The organism is Kribbella sp. VKM Ac-2571, from assembly GCF_004362255.1.
In the GTDB taxonomy this organism is placed as follows: Bacteria; Actinomycetota; Actinomycetes; order Propionibacteriales; family Kribbellaceae; genus Kribbella; species Kribbella pratensis.
The window spans coordinates 96,293-117,280 of sequence record NZ_SNWS01000013.1; the positions used below are offsets into that span (position 1 = coordinate 96,293).

Consider the following 20,988-nt stretch of genomic DNA (forward strand, 5'->3'; position numbering starts at 1 on the left):
ACACCGGCCCGTCCGGCGCAGTACGGCGGGCTGGTGGTGAGCGATGCGAGTGACGAGTTGCTGGATCCCGTCGTACGGCTGCTGCGGATCGCGGAGCGCCCCGACGACGTCCGCGTGCTGGTGCCGGGCATCCGCCGGGAGATCCTCTGGCGGCTGCTCACCGGCGAGCAAGGTGCCCTGGTCCGTCAGATCGGCCTCGCCGACGGCATGCTGGCCCACATCGCCGAGGCGATCCGCTGGATCCGCCGCAACTCACCCCCCGCCCCACCACATCCCAAGGGGGGTCCGGGGGGCGAAGCCCCTCCGGGCGGGTTCTGGGGGTTGCACCCCCAGAAAAGACAACGACCGATCCATGTGCGCGCTTTCTGCGCACAGAGATCGGCCAGATCGGTCGCGCCCCCGGCAGGATTCGAACCTGCGCACCCGCCTCCGGAGGGCGGTGCTCTATCCCCTGAGCTACGGGGGCTCAGGAACGTGCAGAACAGTAGCAGGAAGTTCGGTGAAATCCCGAATTGGGGGCCGGTGTGGTGCGAGCCCCGTCCATCGTCGTACGGGGGACCCCTGAGCGGACCCTGGAACACCGCTCAAGGGGGATCAGATCCGCCGTGGGCACCGTCATAGTGGACGTAAGCCCAACGGTGGAAAGGAAAACGGTACTCATCATGGCAAGCTCTCTGGTCCGCCCGTCAAACGATCGCTGGATCGGCGGTGTCTGCGCCGGTCTGGCTCGCCGGTTCGGTATCTCCTCCAACACGATGCGCCTGATCTTCGTGATCAGCTGCCTGCTGCCCGGCCCGCAGTTCCTGATCTACATCGCGCTCTGGATCATCATGCCGTCGGAGCGCTGACCCGGTCGTCGGCAGGCCTGGCGCCCCATGGCAACCTGGCTCCCATGAGAGCAGGCAGGTGGCGCCGGGCGGTCGGTACGGCGGCGGCGCTGCTCCTCGCGAGCAGCGTCGTGGGTGGTTGTCAGGTCGGCCCCGCACCGCCGGCGGCCGCGGACCTCCGGACCGGGGCACCCCCGTGGGACGCTCCCCGGGACGCGGTCTCGTACATCGACAAGGCCGGGTTCGAACGGCTGCCGCTCGACTTCTCCGGCCCGTCGCCGTACACGCTGAACATCGCGGTCACGGTCGACGGCAAGCCGGTGCAGGTCCCGGCCGGGATCGGCGTCGACAAGCTCCGCGCCGAGCAGGCCGCCGTCCACACGCACGCCACCGACGGCCAGGTCTGGGTCGAGGCCAAGACCGCCTCCGAACGCCCCACCCTCGCCCAGTTCTTCACCCTCTGGGGCCTCCGGTACGACGCCAACTGCCTAGCGGACGCCTGCACCGCCCTCAAGGTCACCGTCGACGGCAAACCGGCCCCGTGGGATTCTCCATTGCTCCGCAACGCCCGGGTCACGGTGAGTGCTCAGCACTGACCGCGTACCGGGCTGTGGATGGTGAGTCAAGGGTTTGGGGGTGCGGCCATTAGGCTGAGGCGGTGACTCCGGAACAGCTCGCTGAGAAGATCCTGCAGGCCCTGACCGCGCTCGCCGCCGACGGCACGATCACCGTCGAGGGTGGGCTGCCGCGCGAGCTGAAGGTCGAGCGACCCAAGAACCCCGAGCACGGGGACTACGCGACGAACGTCGCCATGCAACTGGGCAAGCGGGCAGGGATGAACCCGCGCGCGTTCGCCGAGCTGCTCGCCGCCGAGTTGCAGGGCGACGAGGCCATCACCGCGGTGGAGATCGCCGGCCCCGGTTTCATCAACCTCCGGGTCGCGACCGACGCCCAGGGCAAGGTCGCGCAGGCGATCCTCGACGCGGGCCCGACGTACGGCACCAGCGACAGTCTGCAGGGGCGGGCGATCAACCTCGAGTTCATCTCGGCGAACCCGACCGGCCCGCTGCACCTCGGCCACACCCGCTGGGCCGCCGTCGGCGACGCGCTGGCCCGGGTGCTGGCCGCCGCGGGGGCGAGCGTCAGCCGCGAGTTCTACATCAACGACCGCGGCAACCAGATGGACAAGTTCGGCGCGAGCCTGCAGGCCGCCGCGCACGGGCACAAGATCCCCGAGGACGGGTACCACGGCGAGTACATCCTCGAGCTCGCGCAGCGGATCGTCGCCGAGGTGCCGGACATCCTGACGCTGCCCGAGGACGAGCAGGTGATCGCGTTCCGCGAGGCGGGGTACGAGCGGCAGCTCAAGGAGCAGCAGGACCAGCTCGAGCATTTCCGGACCAAGTTCGACGTCTGGTTCTCGGAGCGCAGCCTGCACGAGCAGGACGGCGTACCGCACGCGATCCAGAAGCTCCGCGATCAGGGGCATCTGTACGAGGCGGACGACGCGCTCTGGATGCGGACCACGGACTTCACCGACGACAAGGACCGCGTCCTGATCCGCTCGAACGGCGAGCCGACGTACTTCGCCTCCGACGCGGCGTACTACGTGAACAAGCGCGAGCGTGGTTTCGAGACGTGTGTCTACATGCTCGGCGCCGACCACCACGGGTACGTGAACCGGCTGAAGGCGATCGCGGCCTGCGCCGGCGACGACCCCGAGCACAACATCGAGATCCTGATCGGCCAGCTGGTGAAGATCCTCAAGGGCGGCGAGGAGATGAAGCTGTCCAAGCGGGCCGGCACCATCGTCACGCTCGCCGAGCTGGTCGAGGAGGGCGGTGTCGACGCCCTGCGCTACACGCTCTGCCGCTACCCGGCCGATTCGCCGCTGACCCTGGACATCGAGGAGATGACTCGGCAGGCCAGCGAGAACCCGGTGTACTACGTGCAGTACGCCCACGCCCGCCTGGCATCCATCGTCCGGAACGCCGACGAGCTCGGCGTCAAGCTCGACGAGTTCGATCCCGGCCTGCTCAGCCACGAGCGTGAGGGCGACCTGCTCCGCGCGCTGGCCGAGTTCCCGCGGGTCGTCGCGACTGCCGCGGAGCTGCGCGAGCCGCACCGCGTCGCGCGGTACCTCGAGGACACCGCGTCCGCATTCCACAAGTTCTACGACAGCTGCCGCGTGCTGCCACGCGGCGACGAGGAGGTGGAGCCGGTGCACAAGGCTCGTCTCACCCTGGTCTCCGCGACCCGGACCGTGCTCGCCAACGGGCTCGACCTGCTCGGCGTCTCCGCACCGGAGCGGATGTGAGGGCGCACGAGGCGGGCGCGCTGCACGCCGACATCGGCCACCGGGCGCCGCAGTGGCTGCGCGCGCCGCGTGATCCCAACGACCTGGTCACGGCGCTCTGGTCGTACACGGCCAAGAAGAACGGTGAAGGCGCCCTCGAGGTCGGCGGCGTCGACGTCCGGGACCTGGTCGCCGAGCACGGCAGCCCGGCGTACGTGCTGGACGAGGACGACTTCCGTTCCCGGGCGCGCGCCTTCAAGCACGCCTTCAAGGACTTCGACGTCTACTACGCCGGCAAGGCGTTCCTGTGTACGACGGTCGTCCGCTGGGTGATGGAAGAGGGCCTGAACCTCGACATCTGCAGCGGGGGAGAGCTGGCGGTCGCGCTCCGGGCGGGCGCCGATCCCAGGCGGTTGGGGTTCCACGGCAACAACAAGTCCGTGTCCGAGCTGGCCCGCGCACTGGACGCCGGCGTCGGCAGGATCATCGTCGACTCGCAGCACGAGATCACCCGGCTGATCGAGCTCGCCGCCGAACGCAACGTGGTCGCGCCGGTGATGATCCGGGTCACCGCGGGCGTCGAGGCGCACACCCACGAGTACATCGCGACCGCGCACGAGGACCAGAAGTTCGGGTTCTCGATCACCTCCGGCGCCGCCTTCGAAGCCGTTGCCCGGGTCAACGAATCCCCGGAGCTCGAGCTGCTCGGCCTGCACTCGCACATCGGCTCGCAGATCTTCGACTCGTCCGGGTTCGAGGTGGCCGCGAAGCGCGTGATCGCCTTGCACGCAAGGGTTTCCGACGAACTCGGCGTCGACATGCCGGAGCTCGACCTGGGCGGCGGCTTCGGGATCGCGTACACCACGCAGGACGACCCGTCGGACCCGGCGCAGCTGGCCACCGAGATGGGCAAGATCGTCGAGCACGAGTGCCGTGCGTTCGACGTCGAGATGCCGAAGGTGTCGATCGAGCCCGGCCGCGCGATCGTCGGCCCGGCGATGTGCACGGTCTACTCGGTCGGTACGGTCAAGGAGGTCGAGCTGGACGCCGGCGCCGCCCGGACGTACGTGTCCGTGGACGGCGGGATGAGCGACAACATCCGCACCGCGCTGTACGACGCCGACTACTCCTGCACGCTCGCCAACCGATACTCCGACACCCCGCCGACGTTGGCTCGCGTGGTCGGCAAGCACTGCGAGTCCGGCGACATCGTCGTGAAGGACGAGTTCCTGCCCTCCGACGTCCAGCCGGACGACCTGATCGCCGTCCCCGGCACCGGCGCGTACTGCCGGTCGATGGCGAGCAACTACAACCACGTGCCGCGGCCACCGGTGATCGCGGTCAAGGACGGCCACATGCGCGTCGTCGTACGCCGTGAGACCGAAGACGACCTGCTTGCACTCGACATGGGGGCCGCCGAATGAACGACACCGTGAACGACGAGAAGCCTCTCAAGGTAGGCCTGCTCGGTTGCGGAGTGGTCGGCACCGAAGTGGTGCGGATCCTGACCGAGCAGGCGGACCATCTCGCGGCCCGCGTCGGCGCCCCGCTGGAGATCGCGGGCATCGCCGTACGGCGTCCCGGCCGCGCCCGTGACATCGCCGTCGACCCGGACCTCATCACCACCGATGCCCGGGCCCTGGTCTCCCGCGGCGACCTGGACCTGGTGATCGAGGTGATCGGCGGTCTCGAACCCGCCCGCAGCCTGATCCTGACCGCGCTCGAGCACGGCGCCTCGGTCGTCACGGCGAACAAGGCACTGCTCGCCGAGGACGGCCCGACGCTGTTCGCCGCCGCGGAGAAGTACCAGCGCGACCTGTACTTCGAGGCCGCTGTCGCCGGCGCGATCCCGATCCTGCGGCCGCTGCGCGAGTCGCTCGCCGGTGACGACGTGACCCGGGTGATGGGGATCGTCAACGGCACCACGAACTTCATCCTCGACAAGATGGACAGCACCGGCGCCGGCTTCGACGAGGCGCTCGAGGAGGCCCAGGCGCTCGGGTACGCCGAGGCGGACCCGACCGCGGACATCGAGGGTTTCGACGCCGCCGCGAAGGCCGCGCTGCTGGCCAGCCTGGCGTTCCACACCAGGGTCTCGATCGCCGACGTGCACCGCGAGGGCATCACCGAGGTGACCGCGACCGACATCGCGTCGGCCCGCGAGATGGGCTGTGTGGTGAAGTCGCTGGCGATCTGCGAGCTGGACGAGGCGACCGATTCGGTGAGCGCGCGGGTGTACCCGGCGATGATCCCGGTCAGCCATCCGCTGGCCAGTGTCCGGGACGCGTACAACGCCGTTTTCGTGGAGAGTAAGGCGGCCGGCCGGCTGATGTTCTATGGTCGTGGTGCCGGCGGCGCCCCGACGGCCAGTGCAGTCCTCGGGGATCTGGTGTCCGCCGCGCGCAACCGGCTCAAGGGTGTGCCGGGGGTCGGCGAGTCGTCGTACACCCAGCGGGCCGTGCGGCCGATGGGCGACGCGATGACCCGCTACCACGTGTCGCTGGACGTGGCCGACAAGGCCGGTGTGCTCGCGGCGGTGGCCCAGGCCTTCTCCGAGCACGACGTGTCCATCCAGACCGTCCGCCAGGAGGGCCGGGGCAGTGACGCGCAATTGGTGGTGGTCACCCACACCGCGACCGACGCCGCGTTGTCCGCGACCGTGGAGTCCTTGCGGGACATGGACATCGTCCGTGAAGTCAGCAGTGTGATGCGGGTAGAAGGCGAGTAACAACAATGGTTCACCAGTGGCGTGGCGTGATCGAGGAATATCGTGACCGGTTGCCGGTGTCGGCAGACACCCCGGTCGTCACGCTCGGCGAGGGCGGAACGCCGCTGGTGGCCGCGCAGTGGCTGAGCGAGCAGTCCGGCTGCGAGGTCTGGCTCAAGGTCGAGGGCAACAACCCGACCGGCTCGTTCAAGGACCGCGGGATGACGGTCGCGATCTCGCTGGCCGCACAGGCCGGTGACAAGGCGGTCGTCTGCGCCTCGACGGGCAACACCTCGGCGTCGGCCGCGGCGTACGCCGTCCGCGCCGGGATGCTGCCGCTGGTGGTGATCCCGGCCGGCCGGATCGCGAAGGGCAAGCTGGCCCAGGCGGTCGTGCACGGCGCGAAGCTGGTGCAGATCGACGGCGGGTTCGACGACTGCCTGCGGATCGTCCGCGAGCTGGGCAAGAACTACCCGGTCGCCCTGGTGAACTCGGTCAACCCGGTCCGGCTGGAAGGGCAGAAGACCGCGTCCTTCGAGGTCTGCGACGCACTGGGCGATGCGCCGGATCTGCATCTGATGCCGGTCGGCAATGCGGGCAACATCTCGGCGTACTGGAAGGGCTACCAGGAGTACGCCAAGGACAAGCTGGCCACCAGGACACCGCGCCTGTGGGGTTTCCAGGCCGAAGGTGCCGCTCCGATCGTGCGCAAGAAGATCGTCGAGCATCCCGAGACCGCCGCGACCGCGATCCGGGTCGGGAACCCGGCGTCGTGGACGCTGGCCGAGGCCGCGCGGGACGAGTCCGGCGGCCGGATCGAAATGGTCACCGACGAGCAGATCTTGACCGCGCAGCGTGAACTCGCGTCCCGCGAAGGCGTCTTCGTGGAGCCGGGTTCGGCGGCCGGCGTCGCCGGGCTGCTGCACGCCAAGGCGCAGGGCTGGTTGCCGGGCGGTTCGACGGTCGTGATCACCGTCACGGGCCACGGCCTCAAGGACATCGACACCGCGCTCGCCCACGCGACCTTCGAGGAACCGCCCGTCACACCGGCGGACACCGACGCCGTTGCCCGCATCGCCGGCCTCGCCTGATCCCATGGGTGACAAGAGCATGGGTGACAAGAGCATGGAGACCGACGGCGGGCGGCGGGCGTGTGATCAGGTGCGGGTTCGGGTGCCTGCTACCAGTGCGAACCTCGGTCCCGGCTTCGACGCGTTCGGCCTCGCGCTGACCTTGTACGACGACCTTGTCGTCACCCCGTGCGGGTCCGGCGTGACGGTCGAGGTGAGCGGGTGCGGCGAAGGCGAAGTACCGCTGGACGAGACGCATCTGGTGGTGCGTTCGATCCGGGCCGGGCTCGAGGCGCTGGGTGCCTCGGTGCCCGGATTCACCTTACGGTGCGAGAACCGGATCCCGCACGGACGCGGTCTCGGGTCGTCGTCGGCCGCGATCGTCGGCGGGCTCGCGGCGGCGTACGCGCTGGCCGGCGAACCGGTCGATCGCGAACGCCTCGTCGTACTCGCGAACGAGATCGAAGGGCATCCGGACAACGTGGCAGCGGCTGCCCTCGGTGGGCTCACGATCGCTTGGACGGAAGGTGAAACTGGCCGAGCGGTTCGTTTGGAACCGGCGGCCAGAACGGCGGTAGTTGCTTACGTACCGGACAATCGCGTGCTGACCAAGGAGGCGCGCGGACTGCTCCCGAGCGTTGTTTCCCACAGTGATGCGGCGGCCAACGCGGGAAAGGCCGCTCTCTTGGTCGCGGCGCTGACCGGGCGGCCCGAATTGCTGCTGACCGCGACCGAGGACCGGCTGCATCAGGAGTACCGCGAGCCGGCGATGCCGGAGAGCCTCGCGCTGGTGCACAAACTGCGTGGCAGTGGACTCGCGGCGATCGTCAGCGGTGCCGGTCCGACGGTCGCCGTACTGGGCGGTGTGCTGGGCGGTCAGGACGGGAAGAGCCCAGGTCAGGACGTGTTTTTCCGTGGTACGCCGGACGCGCCGGACGGCTGGACCAAGTACGAGCTGGAGATCGATCCAGTCGGCGTACAGGTCTGGTCGATGGAAGCCGGCTGATCCGGGAATGCCGGGCCGCTGACACGCGTTGTACGTCCCGAGTCGGCAGAAGGACCTCTTGTGGTGCTAGTCTCGACTCACCCGATCCCCTCCAGGTGATCGGCGTGCTCTCGTCACGATCCGGGCTGTGCTCCCGGCACCCTGTGTTGTGTGGCGACCCTCCTGTGGATGTGACCTTGCGCCGCCTGCGTCGGAGAAGTCCGGGGGGACTCAGATCGAACGAGAGACTCTTGTACACCACGTGCCCGTTGTGCGGCCGTGGGTGAATGAATTGGTCGATGAGCCGTGTCGGACATCGACGATCCGTGTGGGAAGGACCTCACGTGACAGAAACTGTTGAAGCCTCCGGTGGAGCTGACGCCGCGGTGACCACCGCGACGCGTCGCCGGAAAGCCGGAGGCGGCCTCGAGGGCATGCTGCTCCCCGAGCTCAAGCAGCTCGCCGGGACGCTCGGCATCAAGGGCACCGGCGCACTGCGCAAGGGCCAGCTGATCGAGGCGATCAAGGCCGCCCAGACCGGCGGGTCCGCCGGTTCTTCCGCGGGCGGCTCTACCAGCGGCTCGAAGGCGAAGGCGCGCTCGACGCAGCCGACGCTCGACGAGGCCGCCGAGGCGCCGGAGGCGAAGGCCGCGGCACCCGCGAAGCGCGAGGGCGGCAGCCGCCGGACCCGCGCCGCCGCCCAAAAAGACACGCCGCAGAAAGACGCGACCACCGACGCCGCGCCGAACGGTGCTGCCCCCGAGGTCGCCGTCGAAGCGCCGGCCGCGAAGGTCGTGCAGCCGGAGACGGCTGCCCCGAACACTGCCCCGAACACTGCCCCGAACACTGCGCCGAACGGTGCCTCGAGTGGTGCCCAGAGCGGGCCCTTCGAGCGGGTGGAGACCCGCACCGAGGAGCGCGCCGACGACCGTGGCGAGAGCCAGGGCCGCACCCGCGAGCGGAACCGCGACAACGCCCGCGAGCAGAACCGGGACACGAACCGGGACAGCCGCGACGGCAGCCAGAGCCGCGACCGCAACCGCGACGGAAGCCAGAACCGCGAGCAGAACCGCGAGCAGAACCGCGAGCAGAACCGCGAGCAGAACCGGGACACCAACCGGGACGGCCAGCGCGACGGCAACCGTGATGGGAACCGGGACAGCAACCGCGATGGGAACCGGGACGGCAACCGGGACAACCGCGGTGACAACCAGCGGAACCGGCAGGATCGGCCGGACCGCCAGGACCGTCAGGACCGTCAGGACCGTCAGGACGACCGGGGCGAGGAAGGCGAGGGCCGTCGCCGGCGCCGCCGGGGTCGCGACCGGGAACGCAGCCGCGACGGCCAGCCCGCCGGCCGTGACGGCGGTCGCGACAGCGGTCGCGACTCCGGCCGCACCCGCGGCCGCGGCGAGCGGTACGACGCCGAGCCGACGATCAGCGAGGACGACGTACTCGTCCCGGCCGCCGGCATCCTCGACGTACTCGACAACTACGCCTTCGTCCGGACCAGCGGCTACCTGCCCGGCCCGAACGACGTGTACGTCGCGCTCTCGATGGTGAAGCGCTACGGCCTGCGCAAGGGTGACGCGATCACCGGTGCGGTGAAGCAGCCGCAGGAGGGCGAGCGCAAGGAGAAGTTCAACCCGCTGGTCCGGATCGACACCGTGAACGGCGCCGACCCGGAGATCGCCAAGCAGCGGCAGGACTTCAACAAGCTCACCCCGCTGTACGCGACGGAGCGGCTCCGCCTGGAGACCGAGCCGGGCGTGCTGACCACCCGGATCGTCGACATCGTCAGCCCGATCGGCAAGGGCCAGCGCGGCCTGATCGTCTCGCCGCCGAAGGCCGGTAAGACGATGGTGCTGCAGGCGCTCGCGAACGCGATCACTACGAACAACCCCGAAGTACACCTGATGGTCGTGCTGGTGGACGAGCGGCCCGAAGAGGTCACCGACATGCAGCGCACGGTCAAGGGTGAGGTCATCGCCTCGACCTTCGACCGCCCGGCCGACGACCACACCACGGTCGCGGAGCTGGCGATCGAGCGTGCGAAGCGGCTGGTGGAGCTCGGCCACGACGTCGTCGTACTGCTGGACTCGATCACCCGGCTCGGCCGCGCGTACAACATCGCGGCACCGGCCAGCGGCCGGATCCTGTCCGGTGGTGTGGACTCGTCCGCGCTGTACCCGCCGAAGCGGTTCTTCGGCGCGGCCCGCAACATCGAGGACGGCGGCTCGCTGACCATCCTCGCGACCGCGCTGATCGAGACCGGCTCGAAGATGGACGAGGTGATCTTCGAGGAGTTCAAGGGCACCGGCAACATGGAGCTCCGGCTGCGCCGCGAGTTCGCCGACCGGCGGATCTTCCCGGCCATCGACGTGGTCGCCTCCGGCACCCGCCGCGAGGAGCTGCTGATGTCCAAGGACGAGACCCAGGTGGTCTGGAAGCTGCGCCGGGTGCTGTCCGCGCTCGACGGGCAGGCCGCGCTGGAACTGCTGATCGGCAAGCTCAAGGAGAGCAAGTCGAACATCGAGTTCCTGCTCCAGGTCAACAAGACCACCCCGTCGACCGGCAGCAACCACAGCACCACCAACGGCGACTAGGGGTGGGTCTGATGGTTACCCGCCTACTGCGCGGCACTCGGCACGGCACCTCGCCGCACTGGAGCAAAGGCCACGATGAACCACATCGAGGCCTTCGCTCCAGCACGCCGATGCACCGCACCGAGCACCTGCTCGCTACGGCGTGTAACCATCAGACCCACCCACGACCCTCGATTACCGGTTTGCCGCCTTCGGGTGGCAAACTGGTACGTCGGTTCCGGTTCACGCTCGCACCGTGCGGGCGACCCGGGGCACCTGAAACCTAGGAGACTGTCTTGAAGAGCGACATCCACCCGACGTACGTCGACACCACGGTGACCTGTACCTGTGGCGCCACGTTCACGACGCGCTCGACCGCGGAGAACGGCGTGATCCACGCCGACGTGTGCTCGCAGTGCCACCCCTTCTACACCGGTAAGCAGAAGATCCTCGACACCGGTGGCCGGGTGGCCCGCTTCGAGAAGCGGTACGCCAAGAAGTAGCTTCCTTACCGCGCGCCGGTTCCGCATTCTTGCGGGACCGGCGCGCGGTTTGTGTTGTCAGCGGTGGTTCGAGAGGAGGAGTGCGAGATGTTCGAGGCAGTCGAGACGCTGAAGGCGGAGTACGCCGAGCTGGAGCGGCAGATGTCGGAGCCGGAGCTGCACTCCGACCAGGCCAACGCCCGCCGGGTCGGCAAGCGGTATGCCGCGCTGGCCCCGGTGGTCCGTACGTACGACGAGTGGTTGCAGACCGGGGACGACATCGAGGCCGCGCGCGAGCTGGCCCATGAGGACCCGACGTTCGCCGAGGAAGCGGTCCGGCTGACCGCCCGGCGTGAGGAGCTGGCCGAGCGCCTGCAGACGCTGCTCGTCCCGCGGGACCCCAACGACGACAAGGACGCGATCCTCGAGATCAAGGCGGGTGAGGGCGGCGACGAGTCCGCGCTGTTCGCCGGCGACCTGCTGAAGATGTACCTGAAGTACGCCGAGTCCCAGAACTGGAAGACCGAGGTCCTCGACTCGGCCGAGTCCGACCTCGGCGGGTACAAGTCGATCACGGTCGCGGTGAAGGCCAAAGGTACGCCGGAGCCAGGCGAGGCGCCGTACGCGAAGCTGAAGTTCGAGGGCGGCGTGCACCGCGTCCAGCGGGTGCCCGTGACCGAGTCGCAGGGGCGGATCCACACGTCCGCGGCCGGCGTGCTGGTGCTGCCGGAGGCCGAGGACGTCGACGTCGAGATCGACCAGAACGACCTGCGGATCGACGTGTTCCGGTCGTCCGGTCCGGGCGGGCAGAGCGTGAACACGACCGACTCCGCGGTCCGGATCACCCACCTGCCGACCGGCATCGTGGTCTCGATGCAGAACGAGAAGTCCCAGCTGCAGAACCGCGAGCAGGCGATGCGGGTCCTGCGTGCCCGCCTGCTGGCCGCGGCGCAGGAGGCTGCCGACCAGGAGGCGTCGGACGCCCGGCGGTCGCAGATCCGGACCGTCGACCGTTCGGAGCGGGTCCGCACCTACAACTTCCCGGAGAACCGCTTCTCCGACCACCGCGTCGGTTACAAGGCGCACAACCTCGACCAGGTCCTCGGCGGCGACCTGGCGCCGGTCATCCAGGCCCTGACCGAGGCTGACCTGGCCGCGCGGCTCGAGGCCGTCGATTCGCAGTGAGCACCAAGGCTCTGGTCTCCGAGGCTGCAGCGCGGCTGCGGGAGGCGGGGGTTGCCTCGCCCGACTTCGATGCCGCCGAACTGCTTGCCTTCGTCACCGGTTCCAGTCGGCTGAACCTGCGTGAACCGACGCCTGACCAGCAGGTTCAGTACGACGCCTTGATCGCGCGACGGGCTGCTCGGGAGCCGTTGCAGCATCTGACGGGTACGGCGGCGTTCCGGTATCGGGAGTTGGTGATCGGGCCCGGGGCGTTCGTTCCGCGACCGGAGACCGAGGTCATGGTCGGGTGGATCCTGGAGCGGATCGCCGGCGTTCGCGACGCGTTGGTGGTCGACCTGTGCAGCGGGTCCGGAGCGATCGCGGGCGCGATCGCGACCGAGCGTCCGGACAGCACAGTGCACGCGGTCGAACTGTCGCCGGACGCGGTGGTGTGGGCTCGCCGCAACCTACAGGGCACAGGGGTGATCCTGCACGAGGGCGACATCGACGGGTGCCTGCCGGAGCTCGACGGTCAGGTGGACGCGGTGATCTCCAACCCGCCGTACATTCCGTTGACCGCGTGGGAATCCGTGACGGCCGAGGTCCGCGACCACGACCCGGCGCTTGCGCTCTGGTCCGGTGACGACGGCCTCGACGAGATCAAGGTGGTCGCCGCGACCGCGGGCCGGCTGCTCAAGCCAGGCGGCTGGTTCGCCTGCGAACACGCCGACGTCCAAGGCGAATCAGCCCCCGCCATCTTCGCCGCCACCGCCCTCTTTACCGAAATCCGCGATCAGCTGGACCTAGCCGCCCGCCCCCGCTTCACCACCGGCCGCCGGATCTAGCGCGTCAAGCCTCGGCGCATGCCGGCGGGACCGGAACGGGCGGGAGGTCTGGCGAGGTCCTGTTCGCGGATGCGGCCGATCGGCTGTGTCTCGGGGTGTCGGCGTGTGAGTTGGCAGGCGACCGGGAAGTGGTCGGCGCCGGGCATCTGTGCGACCTTGACGTCGCGCGCGACCAGGTCGGGGGTGGAGAACAGGCGGTCGATCGACCGGCCGTCAGGGGTGGTGATCGGTGGCGGGTCGCCGAACGCGTCGACCAGGCCGAGCGTTTCGCCGAAGAACTCCCGCGGGTTCGGCATGTTCAGATCACCCGCCACCACCGCGCGACGAACACCGCGCGCCGCCAGCTCTTCCCGCAGGTACGCCGTCATCTGCGTACCGAACTTCCGCCCAGGGCCCTCGCGATACGTGTACTCGACCCCTGAGGCGCTCCGGAACATGTGGATCGGACACACCTGTCCGCCCACCAGATCGACCTCGCCGAGCGCCCCGAAGTCACCCCGCGCGACCAGGAACCCCTTCGGATGCGGGTCCATCGGCTCACCGGTCCGCCAGTGCAGGAAGTCGATCGACGGGTTCGGCAGGTCGATCCGCTCCAGCTCGGTCAGCGGGTACGTCGACGCGATCCCCACCCCCAGCCGCTCCACGCCGGGGATGTGCGACTCCGAGAACCCGTGCCGCACGTGGTGCACCTTCCGCCCCGGCATCGCAGCGGCGGTCAGCCGTTCGAGCTGATCGCTGTCCGGGTCCAGCTCGGTCACGATCAGCACGTCCGGCCGCAGCCCCGCAAGCGCCTGCCCGAAGTCCGCCGTACGGTCAGCAGCGTCGTAACCGTCGGAGCCGATCAACCGGCCGCCGGCGACGTTGGCGAAGGCGATCGAGATCATTCGTAGACCACCAGTTCCGGGCGGGGTTTCAGGGCCAGGACCTGGGCCGGGGTCATCAAGGGCCCATGGCGGGCGTCCTCGGTGTAGAAGAGTTTGAAGCCGGCGTGGACCGACGGCGGGAGAGCTGTGGTGAGTTTGGTCCAGGTCTTGAGTTTGTCCGTGCGCGCGCCGATCCCGTCGACGGACTTGATCGTCACGACTCCGGGATGCGGCTTCAACGCCTTCTCGTCGGTGACGATCCGCGGCGACAGTTGGTGGAACACGAACACCTTCTCCGGCAGGCCGTTCGCCCGCACCACTCCCGAGAGGTACGCCGCGATGGTGTCGAGCTCCGCGCCCGTCGTGTGCCCGAACACCCGGCCCGGCACCTGAGTCGGTCCGACCGCCCACTCGGGGTCGAACGCCAGCCCGACGTCCGGTTCCTTCAGCCACCGCTCCAGCCGTTTCACCTCGGGCAGGACCTTCGCCCGCCCCGGCTGGATGTCGAGCAGCAACAGCATCTTGTGCTTCCGAGCGACCGCCAGGTACTGCTCGATCTTCGCGTCGTCCAGCCGCCCGCGGTACATCCCGTCCTTGCCACGCGACCCTTTCGCGACAACGGCGATCAGCTCCATCACGGGCAGCGGCGTGCGCCCTGCTGCGTAGGCGTGTGACAGCTTGTCCAGCTTGGCCGCCTTCGCCTCCAGGTCCTTGTCCAGCGGCCCCAGCGCAGGCGAGCCCGGCAGTCCGACGTACGCGACCAGTTGGTACTTCGGGAAGATCACTCGTCCGCCCCGCGGAAGTCCGTTCGGTGCTGGTGGGGGAGTGGGGGTGGAATGCGGCGTCGTCGTCGTTGTCGTCTTCGGAGGGGGAGGAGGCGCCGCGGCCGGTGTGGGCTTGTCGTCGCTGCAGGCCACCAGACCTAGCAGTACGACGGGCAGTACGACGGCAGCCAGCGCCCCACAGACTTTCCGCACGGCACCAGCCAATCACACCTCAAGCGGCAGCGGTGGTCTGCTCGAGTCCACTGGCTGCGCGCTGCACCATCGACTCCGGCCCCTCCTCGAGCGCCAGCTCCAGTGCACGCGCAAAGTGCGGTCGCGCCTGTGCCAGCTCGCCCTTCGCCAGCAGCGTCTCGGCCAGCCGCAGGTACGCGTTCTGCTGCGACTGCTTCGAATCACTCTCCAGCGCCAGCTCCAGCGACCGGCGTCCGACGTCGATCGCCTCGGCCCACTGGCGCTGCCGCGCGTACGCCGTACCCAGGAACGCGTATGTGTAGATGAGGCTGTAGTCCGCGCCCCGCTCGACCCCGAGGTCCCTGGCCGTCGTCAGCGCCGCCACGGCGTCGTCCACGCGGTCCAGCTCGAGCAGGCATTCACCGATCCCGTTCAGCACCTCTCCTCGTACGGCGGGATCACCCAGCTCCAGTGATTCCTCGTACGCCGACAGCGCCCGAGTGAACTCACCGCGGTCGCCGTACGTCACCCCGAGGTACGCCAGCACCCGCGACGCGATGCCGGCCTCACCAGCTTGCCGAGCGACCTTCAACGCTTCATCGAGTACGCCGAGAGCCTCGTCGTCGGGATGCAGCTTCGCCAGGCTGTAGCCGATCGACGCGAGCAACCGTGCCCGCAACGCCAGGTCCGCGTCCTGCGGCAGCCGGTCGCGTGCGTCCTGCAATGTCCGCAGACTCGCCTCGGCGCCGCGCCGGTATCGCCCGAGGCTGCCGATCGACAACAGCACCCGTGCCTCCGCCGAGGCGTCCGGAGCGGCACGCAGCGCGAGCTCCAGTGCCTCGTCCATCTCGTAGACCCGCCCGCGCTGGAAGAAGCAGGACGCCACGGCCAGACCGAGCCGCCACGCGTGGTCCGACGCACCACTCGACTCGGCGAACCGGATCGTCGCCAGCACGTTCGCACCCTCGGTGTCGATCCACTCCAGGCCGTCGGGCGCCGACGCGAACTCAGGCAACCGCACCGGCACCGGCTCCGGCAGTGGCTGCAGTTGGCTGCTGAAGATCGCCGTACTCGCGGCTGCCGTCGCGTAGAGGTAGTAGTCGAGCAGGCGGCGTACTGCGTCTGGCTCGGGGTCGAGGGCGCGCGCGTACTGTCGCAGCAGGTCGTGGAACTGGAAACGGCCAGGCCGTAGCTGCAGCACCAGGTTGGCGTCTACGAGCTGCTCCAGCAGGTCCTCCGCGTCAACCGGGTCCACATCGGCGAGCGCCGCAGCGGCGTACATGTCGACGTCCTGACCGGTCATGGCACCGAGCAGACGGAACAAGCGCTGCTGCTCCGACGGCAGATGCTCGTAGGACAAGGCGAACGCCGGGGAGACGCCGCCACTGTCGGTGCTGAGCTCCGCCAGCCGCCTGTCCTCGGCCGCGAGCCGTTTGCTGAGGTGCTCGATCGTCCAGCTCGGCCGATGCCGCAGCCGCGAACCAGCCACCCGGATGGCCAACGGCAGGTGACCGCACTGGCTGACCACCTGTGCCGCCGCAGCTGTGTCACCGGCACGGTCTGGTCCGACGATCTCCGCCAGCAGCTCCCGTGCGTCCTCAGGTCGCAGTACGTCGAGCGCAAGCCGAGCAGTCGCGTCCAGACCGGTTAGCTGCCGCCGACTGGTCACGAGTACGCCACACTGCGGGCTCCCGGCCAGTAATGGCCGTACTGCGGCGCTGTCGGGCGCATTGTCGAGTACGACGAGGATGCGTCGGCCTGCCAACTCAGAACGCCACAGTGCGGCCCGCTCTTCGAGGTCCGCGGGGATGCGGTCCGCCGGCACGGACAGCGTGCGCAGCAAGCGATCCAAGGCCTGCAGAGCCGACACCGGCTCGTTGCCGGGCGTGTAGCCGTGCAGATCGATGAAGAGCCGCCCGTCCGGGTACACATCCGCCAGCTGACGTGCAGCGCGTACGGCGAGCGCAGTCTTGCCAACACCCGCCATACCGTCGATCGCAACGACCGCAGGTCCTGGGGTGCGCAGTGCGTCGACCACTTGGGACAGTACGTCGTCACGGCCGACGAACGCCGCACCGTCGTACGGCAGCTCGTCGCGGAGCACCGGACGGGCAATCGGCTCGTCGTTGCGCAGAATGCGTTCGTGGATCGCCCGGAGCGCCGGACCGGGCTCCACGCCGAGCTGCTCGACCAGCTCCGCTCGTGTCCGGGTGTAGGTGTCGAGCGCCTCGGAACTCCGGCCGCTACGCCAGTACGCGAGCATGAGCTGTCCGGCGAACTGCTCACGCAGGCGATCAGCCTCGACCAGCGCGACCAGCTCCGGCACCAGGTCGCCGTACCGGCCGCGCTCCAGGTCGAGATCGATCCGCTCCGCCAGCACCTTCAGCCGGCGTTCCGTCAGGCGGTGCCGCTCGACAGCGACGTAGTGCCCGGGCAGGCCGCTCAACGGCTCACCCTTGAACAACGCAAGGGCTTCCGACAGGTTCGCCGCCGCTTGGTCGACGTCGTCGGTCGCATGCGCGGCGCTGACGAGACGCTCGAACCTGGTCAGGTCGAGTGCGTCCGGCGCGATCCGCAGGCTGTACCCGTCCCGCGAGCTGACCAGCACGTCCTTCGGCAGCAACTGCCGCAACCGGTAGGCGTACGTCGGAACGATCCGGGTCCCGCTGCTCGGCGGCGCGTCGTTCCACACCAGCTCGACCAACTCTTCGGCCGGAACCACCTGGTTCGGCCGGAGCGCCAGCACTGCCAGAAAGGCCTGCTGGCGCAGCGGTCCGAGCTCCAGCCTGCGATCGCCCGACCAGCCGCGCAGAGGACCGAGCAGGTCGAGCCTCAGGTCCTCTGTCACGGAAGACAGTCTGTCAGCTACACCGCGTTCTCACCTAAGGGCCTGCCCGATGATCCATCGCCTACTGCGGGGCACTCGGCACGGCACCTCGCCGCACGGGTGCAAAGGCCACGATGCTCCGCATCGAGACCTTCGCCCCCGCACGCCGATGCACCGCACCGAGCACCTCCTCGCTACGGCGCTGGATCACCGGGCAGGCCCTAGGTAGGTGTCGATCTCGGCCACCAGCGCCGACTTGACCGAGTCCTCGGCGAACGACACCTGGACAGCGGTCTTGGCCAGCTCGCCGACCCCGGCCTCGTCCAGGTCGAGCAGCCGTGCCGCGACGGCGTACTCGTTCGTGAGGTCCGTCCCGAACATCGGCGGGTCGTCGGAGTTGATCGTGACGACCAGGCCGGCGTCGACCATCGCGCGCAGCGGGTGCACGTCGTACGACGCGACCGCCCGGGTGGCGATGTTGGATGTCGGGCTGACCTCGAGCGGGATCCGGTGCTCGCCGAGGTAGTCGACCAGCGCCGGGTCCTGCATCGTCGACGTACCGTGCCCGATCCGCTCGGCCTTCAGCAGCCGCACCGCGTCCCAGATCGTCTCCGGACCGGTCGTCTCACCCGCGTGCGGGACGCTGCGCAGCCCGGCGGCGACCGCCGCCTCGAAGTGCGGCTGGAACTGCGGCCGCGGTACGCCGATCTCCGGCCCGCCGAGCCCGAACCCGACCAGGCCCTCCGGCCGGATCTTGGTCGCGATCCGCAACGTCTCGTCGGCGGCCGGGATCCCTGCCTCACCGGAGATGTCGAAGATCCATCGCAGTACCAGGCCGAACTCCTTCTCGGCCGCGACCCGGGCGTCCTCGATCGCCTCGCAGAAGGCCTCGGCCGCGATGCCGCGGATCACCGAGGTGTACGGCGTGACGGTGAGCTCGGCGTACCGCAGGTTCTGCCCGGCCATCTCGCGGGCGATCTCGTAGGTCAGCAGCCGGACGTCCTCGGGTGTCTTGATCAGCTCGACGACCGAGAGGTAGATGTCGATGAAGTGGGCGAAGTTGCTGAACTTGAAGTACTCCGCCAGCAGCGCCGGATCGGCCGGCACCGGCGACTCGGGGTGCCGGCCGGCGAGCTCGGCGACGATCCGCGGCGACGCCGACCCGACGTGGTGGACATGCAGCTCGGCCTTCGGCAGCCCGGCAAGGAACTCGTGCGAGACAGTCATGATCGGGATATTAGAGATCGGCGGGTTTCGGCCGCTGCAAAGTTGACAATCGAGTGTCAGTAATTGGCCCGGTTACAGTCCAGGGGTGCGTGAGTGGCACGATTCACTCCGTGAGTGAGCGCTTCGACTTCACCGGGGACGAACTGGCACCGGCGTACCGCGCAGCGGTGGACGCCATCGAGGCCGGGGACCTGGTCGTGCTGCCGACCGACACCGTGTACGGGATTGCCGCCGACGCCTTCAAGGCCGACGCCGTCCAGCGGCTGCTGGACGCCAAGGGGCGGGGCCGGGACATGCCGCCGCCGGTGCTGATCTCGGTGGTGGAGTCGCTCGACGCGCTCGCCACCGATGTGCCGGACCACGGCCGCAAGCTGTGCGAGGAGTTCTGGCCGGGGCCGCTGACCGTCATCTGCCACGCGCAGACGTCGTTGATGTGGGACCTGGGGGAGACCCAGGGCACGGTCGCGCTCCGCGTGCCGGACCACGAGAACACCCGCGAACTGCTGTCGCGGACCGGGCCGCTCGCGGTCAGCTCCGCGAACAAGTCCGGACAGCCGGCGGCGCTGGACGTGTACGACGCCGAGGAGCAACTGGGCGAGTCGGTCGCCGTGTACCTCGACGGCGGCGAGGCGACCGGCGGACAGCCGTCCACCATCGTCGACCTCACCGGCGACACCCCCCGCGTGGTCCGCGTCGGCGCCCTCACCCTCGACCAACTCCGCGCCGTAGTCCCCGAGATCACGAGCGAATCCACCGAACCCGACAAGCAGGCGGACGAAACGCCCGCCGAGAAGGCTGAAGAGAAGCCGGACGAAACGCTCGCCGAGAAGCCGAACGAAACGCTCGCCGAGAAGCCGAACGAGGCGCTCGACGAGAAGGCGGACCAGAAGGCCGAGGACAAGGCGGAGGACAAGGTCGAGGACAAGGTTGGGGAGGCAGTGGAGCCAACTGCGGAGGCGGTTGTGGCGTCCAAGGAGGACGAGGCGACGACCGATCCCGATGTGAGGCCTGCCGACTAGTGCGCGAGTACCTGCTGGTCCTGTTCGTGGCGATGGCCACGACCTTCCTGCTGACCGGCGTCGCCCGGCAGATCGCGTTGCGGTACGGCGCGGTCGCCAAGGTCCGGGCCCGGGACGTGCACAAGGTCCCGATCCCGTACTTCGGCGGCCTGTCCATCCTCGGCGGACTGATCGCCGGTTTCGCGGTCGCCTCGAGCCTGCCGTTCCTCGGCAACAGCCTGCAGGTCGCGCACGACGCCCGGGCGATCCTGGTCGGCGGTGTGGTGATCTGCGCGGTCGGCGTGGTCGACGACCTGTACGAGCTGGACGCGATCACCAAGCTGGCCGGCGAGGTCCTCGCGGTCGGCGTACTCGTTGTCCAAGGCATCCAGTTGTACTGGCTCCCGCTGCCCGGCGGCGTGATCTCGCCGTCACCCGCGCAGCTCGCCGTCCTGACCGCGGGCATCCTGCTGGTGTCCTGCAACGCGGTGAACTTCGTCGACGGCCTGGACGGTCTCGCGGCCGGCGTCACCGCGATCGGCGCGACCGCGTTCTTCGTCTACTCGTACCTGCTGAACGTCCACGAGAACCTCGACCGCGCCACCACCTCGACCCTGATCACGGTCGCGCTGGCCGGCGCCTGCCTCGGCTTCCTGCCGCACAACTTCTTCCCCGCAAGGGTTTTCATGGGCGACTCCGGCGCCCTGCTGATCGGCCTGATGCTGGCCGCGTCGACGATCAGCCTGACCGGCCAGATGGACCCGAACGCGGTCCCGTACGAGGTCGGCGGCTCCAGCCTGCTGCCCGCGCTGCTGCCGCTGGTGCTGCCGATCGCCATCCTCGCGATTCCCGCGCTGGACCTGACGATGGCCTACGTACGCCGTACCAAGGCCGGCCGCTCGCCCTTCGCCGCGGACAAGCAGCACCTGCACCACCGCCTGATGCAACGCGGCCACTCGCATCGCCGGGCCGTCCTGCTGATGTACCTGTGGACCGCCTTGATCGCGTACGGCGTGGTGGTTCTCGGCCTGGTCCTCACCTGGTGGACCGCCCTCCTCGTGCTGGCGGTCGCGGTCACCGCGGTCCTGCTCACGACCGGTCTGCCGAGACGATCCGGGAAACCGCTCGCCAAAGTCTGAGTCCCCGCTGAGAGGGA

17 protein-coding genes, 1 tRNA gene and 1 pseudogene are annotated in these 20,988 nt (G+C 69.2%); 14 read left to right on the top strand and 5 right to left on the bottom strand.

The window, feature by feature from the left end:
* Nucleotides 1–33 precede the first annotated feature (33 nt).
* A pseudogene (locus EV651_RS43375) lies at nucleotides 34–117 on the top strand (hypothetical protein); the annotation flags it as partial.
* A 277-nt stretch (nucleotides 118–394) separates the two neighbouring features.
* On the opposite strand, the gene EV651_RS26845 reads toward EV651_RS43375, so the two are convergent.
* Nucleotides 395–466, bottom strand: a tRNA-Arg gene (locus tag EV651_RS26845).
* 196 nt (nucleotides 467–662) lie between these two features.
* On the opposite strand from EV651_RS26845, the gene EV651_RS26850 reads away from it, so the two are divergent.
* The 11 genes from EV651_RS26850 (at nucleotide 663) to prmC (ending at nucleotide 12,961) form a co-directional block, all read left to right on the top strand.
* Complete coding sequence (locus EV651_RS26850) at nucleotides 663–848, top strand: PspC domain-containing protein (protein WP_133788025.1); 186 nt, start codon at nucleotides 663–665, stop codon at nucleotides 846–848.
* A 44-nt stretch (nucleotides 849–892) separates the two neighbouring features.
* Nucleotides 893–1,423, top strand: a complete 531-nt coding sequence (locus EV651_RS26855) for a hypothetical protein (protein ID WP_133788026.1) — start codon at nucleotides 893–895, stop codon at nucleotides 1,421–1,423.
* Between the two features lie 62 nt (nucleotides 1,424–1,485).
* Nucleotides 1,486–3,144 carry an arginine--tRNA ligase gene (gene argS, locus EV651_RS26860; RefSeq protein WP_133788027.1) on the top strand — a complete coding sequence of 553 codons (1,659 nt, stop codon included), beginning with the start codon at nucleotides 1,486–1,488 and terminating at the stop codon, nucleotides 3,142–3,144.
* Entirely contained in the window at nucleotides 3,141–4,547 is a 1,407-nt protein-coding gene (lysA, locus tag EV651_RS26865; protein WP_133788028.1) for a diaminopimelate decarboxylase, read from the top strand. Before argS ends, lysA begins: the two co-directional genes overlap by 4 nt.
* Nucleotides 4,544–5,851 carry a homoserine dehydrogenase gene (locus EV651_RS26870; RefSeq protein ID WP_133788029.1) on the top strand — a complete coding sequence of 436 codons (1,308 nt, stop codon included), beginning with the start codon at nucleotides 4,544–4,546 and terminating at the stop codon, nucleotides 5,849–5,851. The genes lysA and EV651_RS26870 overlap by 4 nt, the downstream gene beginning before the upstream one ends.
* Nucleotides 5,852–5,856: 5 nt before the next feature.
* Nucleotides 5,857–6,921 carry a threonine synthase gene (thrC, locus tag EV651_RS26875; protein WP_133788030.1) on the top strand — a complete coding sequence of 355 codons (1,065 nt, stop codon included), beginning with the start codon at nucleotides 5,857–5,859 and terminating at the stop codon, nucleotides 6,919–6,921.
* A gap of 34 nt (nucleotides 6,922–6,955) precedes the next feature.
* Nucleotides 6,956–7,906: a homoserine kinase gene (gene thrB, locus EV651_RS26880; protein ID WP_133788167.1), complete on the top strand. Its 951-nt coding sequence runs from the start codon at nucleotides 6,956–6,958 to the stop codon at nucleotides 7,904–7,906.
* 323 nt (nucleotides 7,907–8,229) lie between these two features.
* Entirely contained in the window at nucleotides 8,230–10,491 is a 2,262-nt protein-coding gene (gene rho / locus EV651_RS26885) for a transcription termination factor Rho (RefSeq protein ID WP_133788031.1), read from the top strand.
* Nucleotides 10,492–10,766: 275 nt separating this feature from the next.
* The gene (gene rpmE, locus EV651_RS26890; RefSeq protein WP_130387310.1) at nucleotides 10,767–10,973 is read left to right on the top strand and encodes a 50S ribosomal protein L31; all 207 of its coding nucleotides are present in this window, start codon (nucleotides 10,767–10,769) and stop codon (nucleotides 10,971–10,973) included.
* Between the two features lie 87 nt (nucleotides 10,974–11,060).
* A complete protein-coding gene (gene prfA / locus EV651_RS26895; RefSeq protein WP_133788032.1) occupies nucleotides 11,061–12,137 on the top strand; it encodes a peptide chain release factor 1 in 1,077 nt (358 codons plus the stop codon).
* Entirely contained in the window at nucleotides 12,134–12,961 is an 828-nt protein-coding gene (gene prmC / locus EV651_RS26900) for a peptide chain release factor N(5)-glutamine methyltransferase (protein ID WP_133788033.1), read from the top strand. Before prfA ends, prmC begins: the two co-directional genes overlap by 4 nt.
* Here prmC and EV651_RS26905 read toward each other — a convergent pair.
* From EV651_RS26905 to EV651_RS26920, 4 genes are all read right to left on the bottom strand, one after another.
* Nucleotides 12,958–13,845, bottom strand: a complete 888-nt coding sequence (locus EV651_RS26905) for an endonuclease/exonuclease/phosphatase family protein (protein ID WP_133788034.1) — start codon at nucleotides 13,843–13,845, stop codon at nucleotides 12,958–12,960. The two genes, prmC and EV651_RS26905, sit on opposite strands and share 4 nt — an antisense overlap.
* On the bottom strand, nucleotides 13,842–14,801 hold the full coding sequence (locus EV651_RS26910; RefSeq protein ID WP_238157215.1) for a hypothetical protein: 960 nt from the start codon (nucleotides 14,799–14,801) through the stop codon (nucleotides 13,842–13,844). Before EV651_RS26910 ends, EV651_RS26905 begins: the two co-directional genes overlap by 4 nt.
* A 19-nt stretch (nucleotides 14,802–14,820) precedes the next feature.
* Nucleotides 14,821–17,628 (bottom strand): BTAD domain-containing putative transcriptional regulator, encoded by a 2,808-nt coding sequence (locus EV651_RS26915; RefSeq protein ID WP_133788035.1) that lies wholly within the window; start codon nucleotides 17,626–17,628, stop codon nucleotides 14,821–14,823.
* Between the two features lie 186 nt (nucleotides 17,629–17,814).
* Nucleotides 17,815–18,834, bottom strand: a complete 1,020-nt coding sequence (locus EV651_RS26920; protein WP_133788036.1) for an adenosine deaminase — start codon at nucleotides 18,832–18,834, stop codon at nucleotides 17,815–17,817.
* 110 nt (nucleotides 18,835–18,944) lie between these two features.
* Between EV651_RS26920 and EV651_RS26925 the strand changes: the two genes are divergently transcribed.
* Both EV651_RS26925 and EV651_RS26930 read left to right on the top strand, forming a co-directional pair.
* The gene (locus EV651_RS26925; protein WP_238157216.1) at nucleotides 18,945–19,853 is read left to right on the top strand and encodes an L-threonylcarbamoyladenylate synthase; all 909 of its coding nucleotides are present in this window, start codon (nucleotides 18,945–18,947) and stop codon (nucleotides 19,851–19,853) included.
* A complete protein-coding gene (locus EV651_RS26930) occupies nucleotides 19,853–20,971 on the top strand; it encodes a glycosyltransferase family 4 protein (protein WP_133788037.1) in 1,119 nt (372 codons plus the stop codon). Before EV651_RS26925 ends, EV651_RS26930 begins: the two co-directional genes overlap by 1 nt.
* Nucleotides 20,972–20,988: the final 17 nt, after the last annotated feature.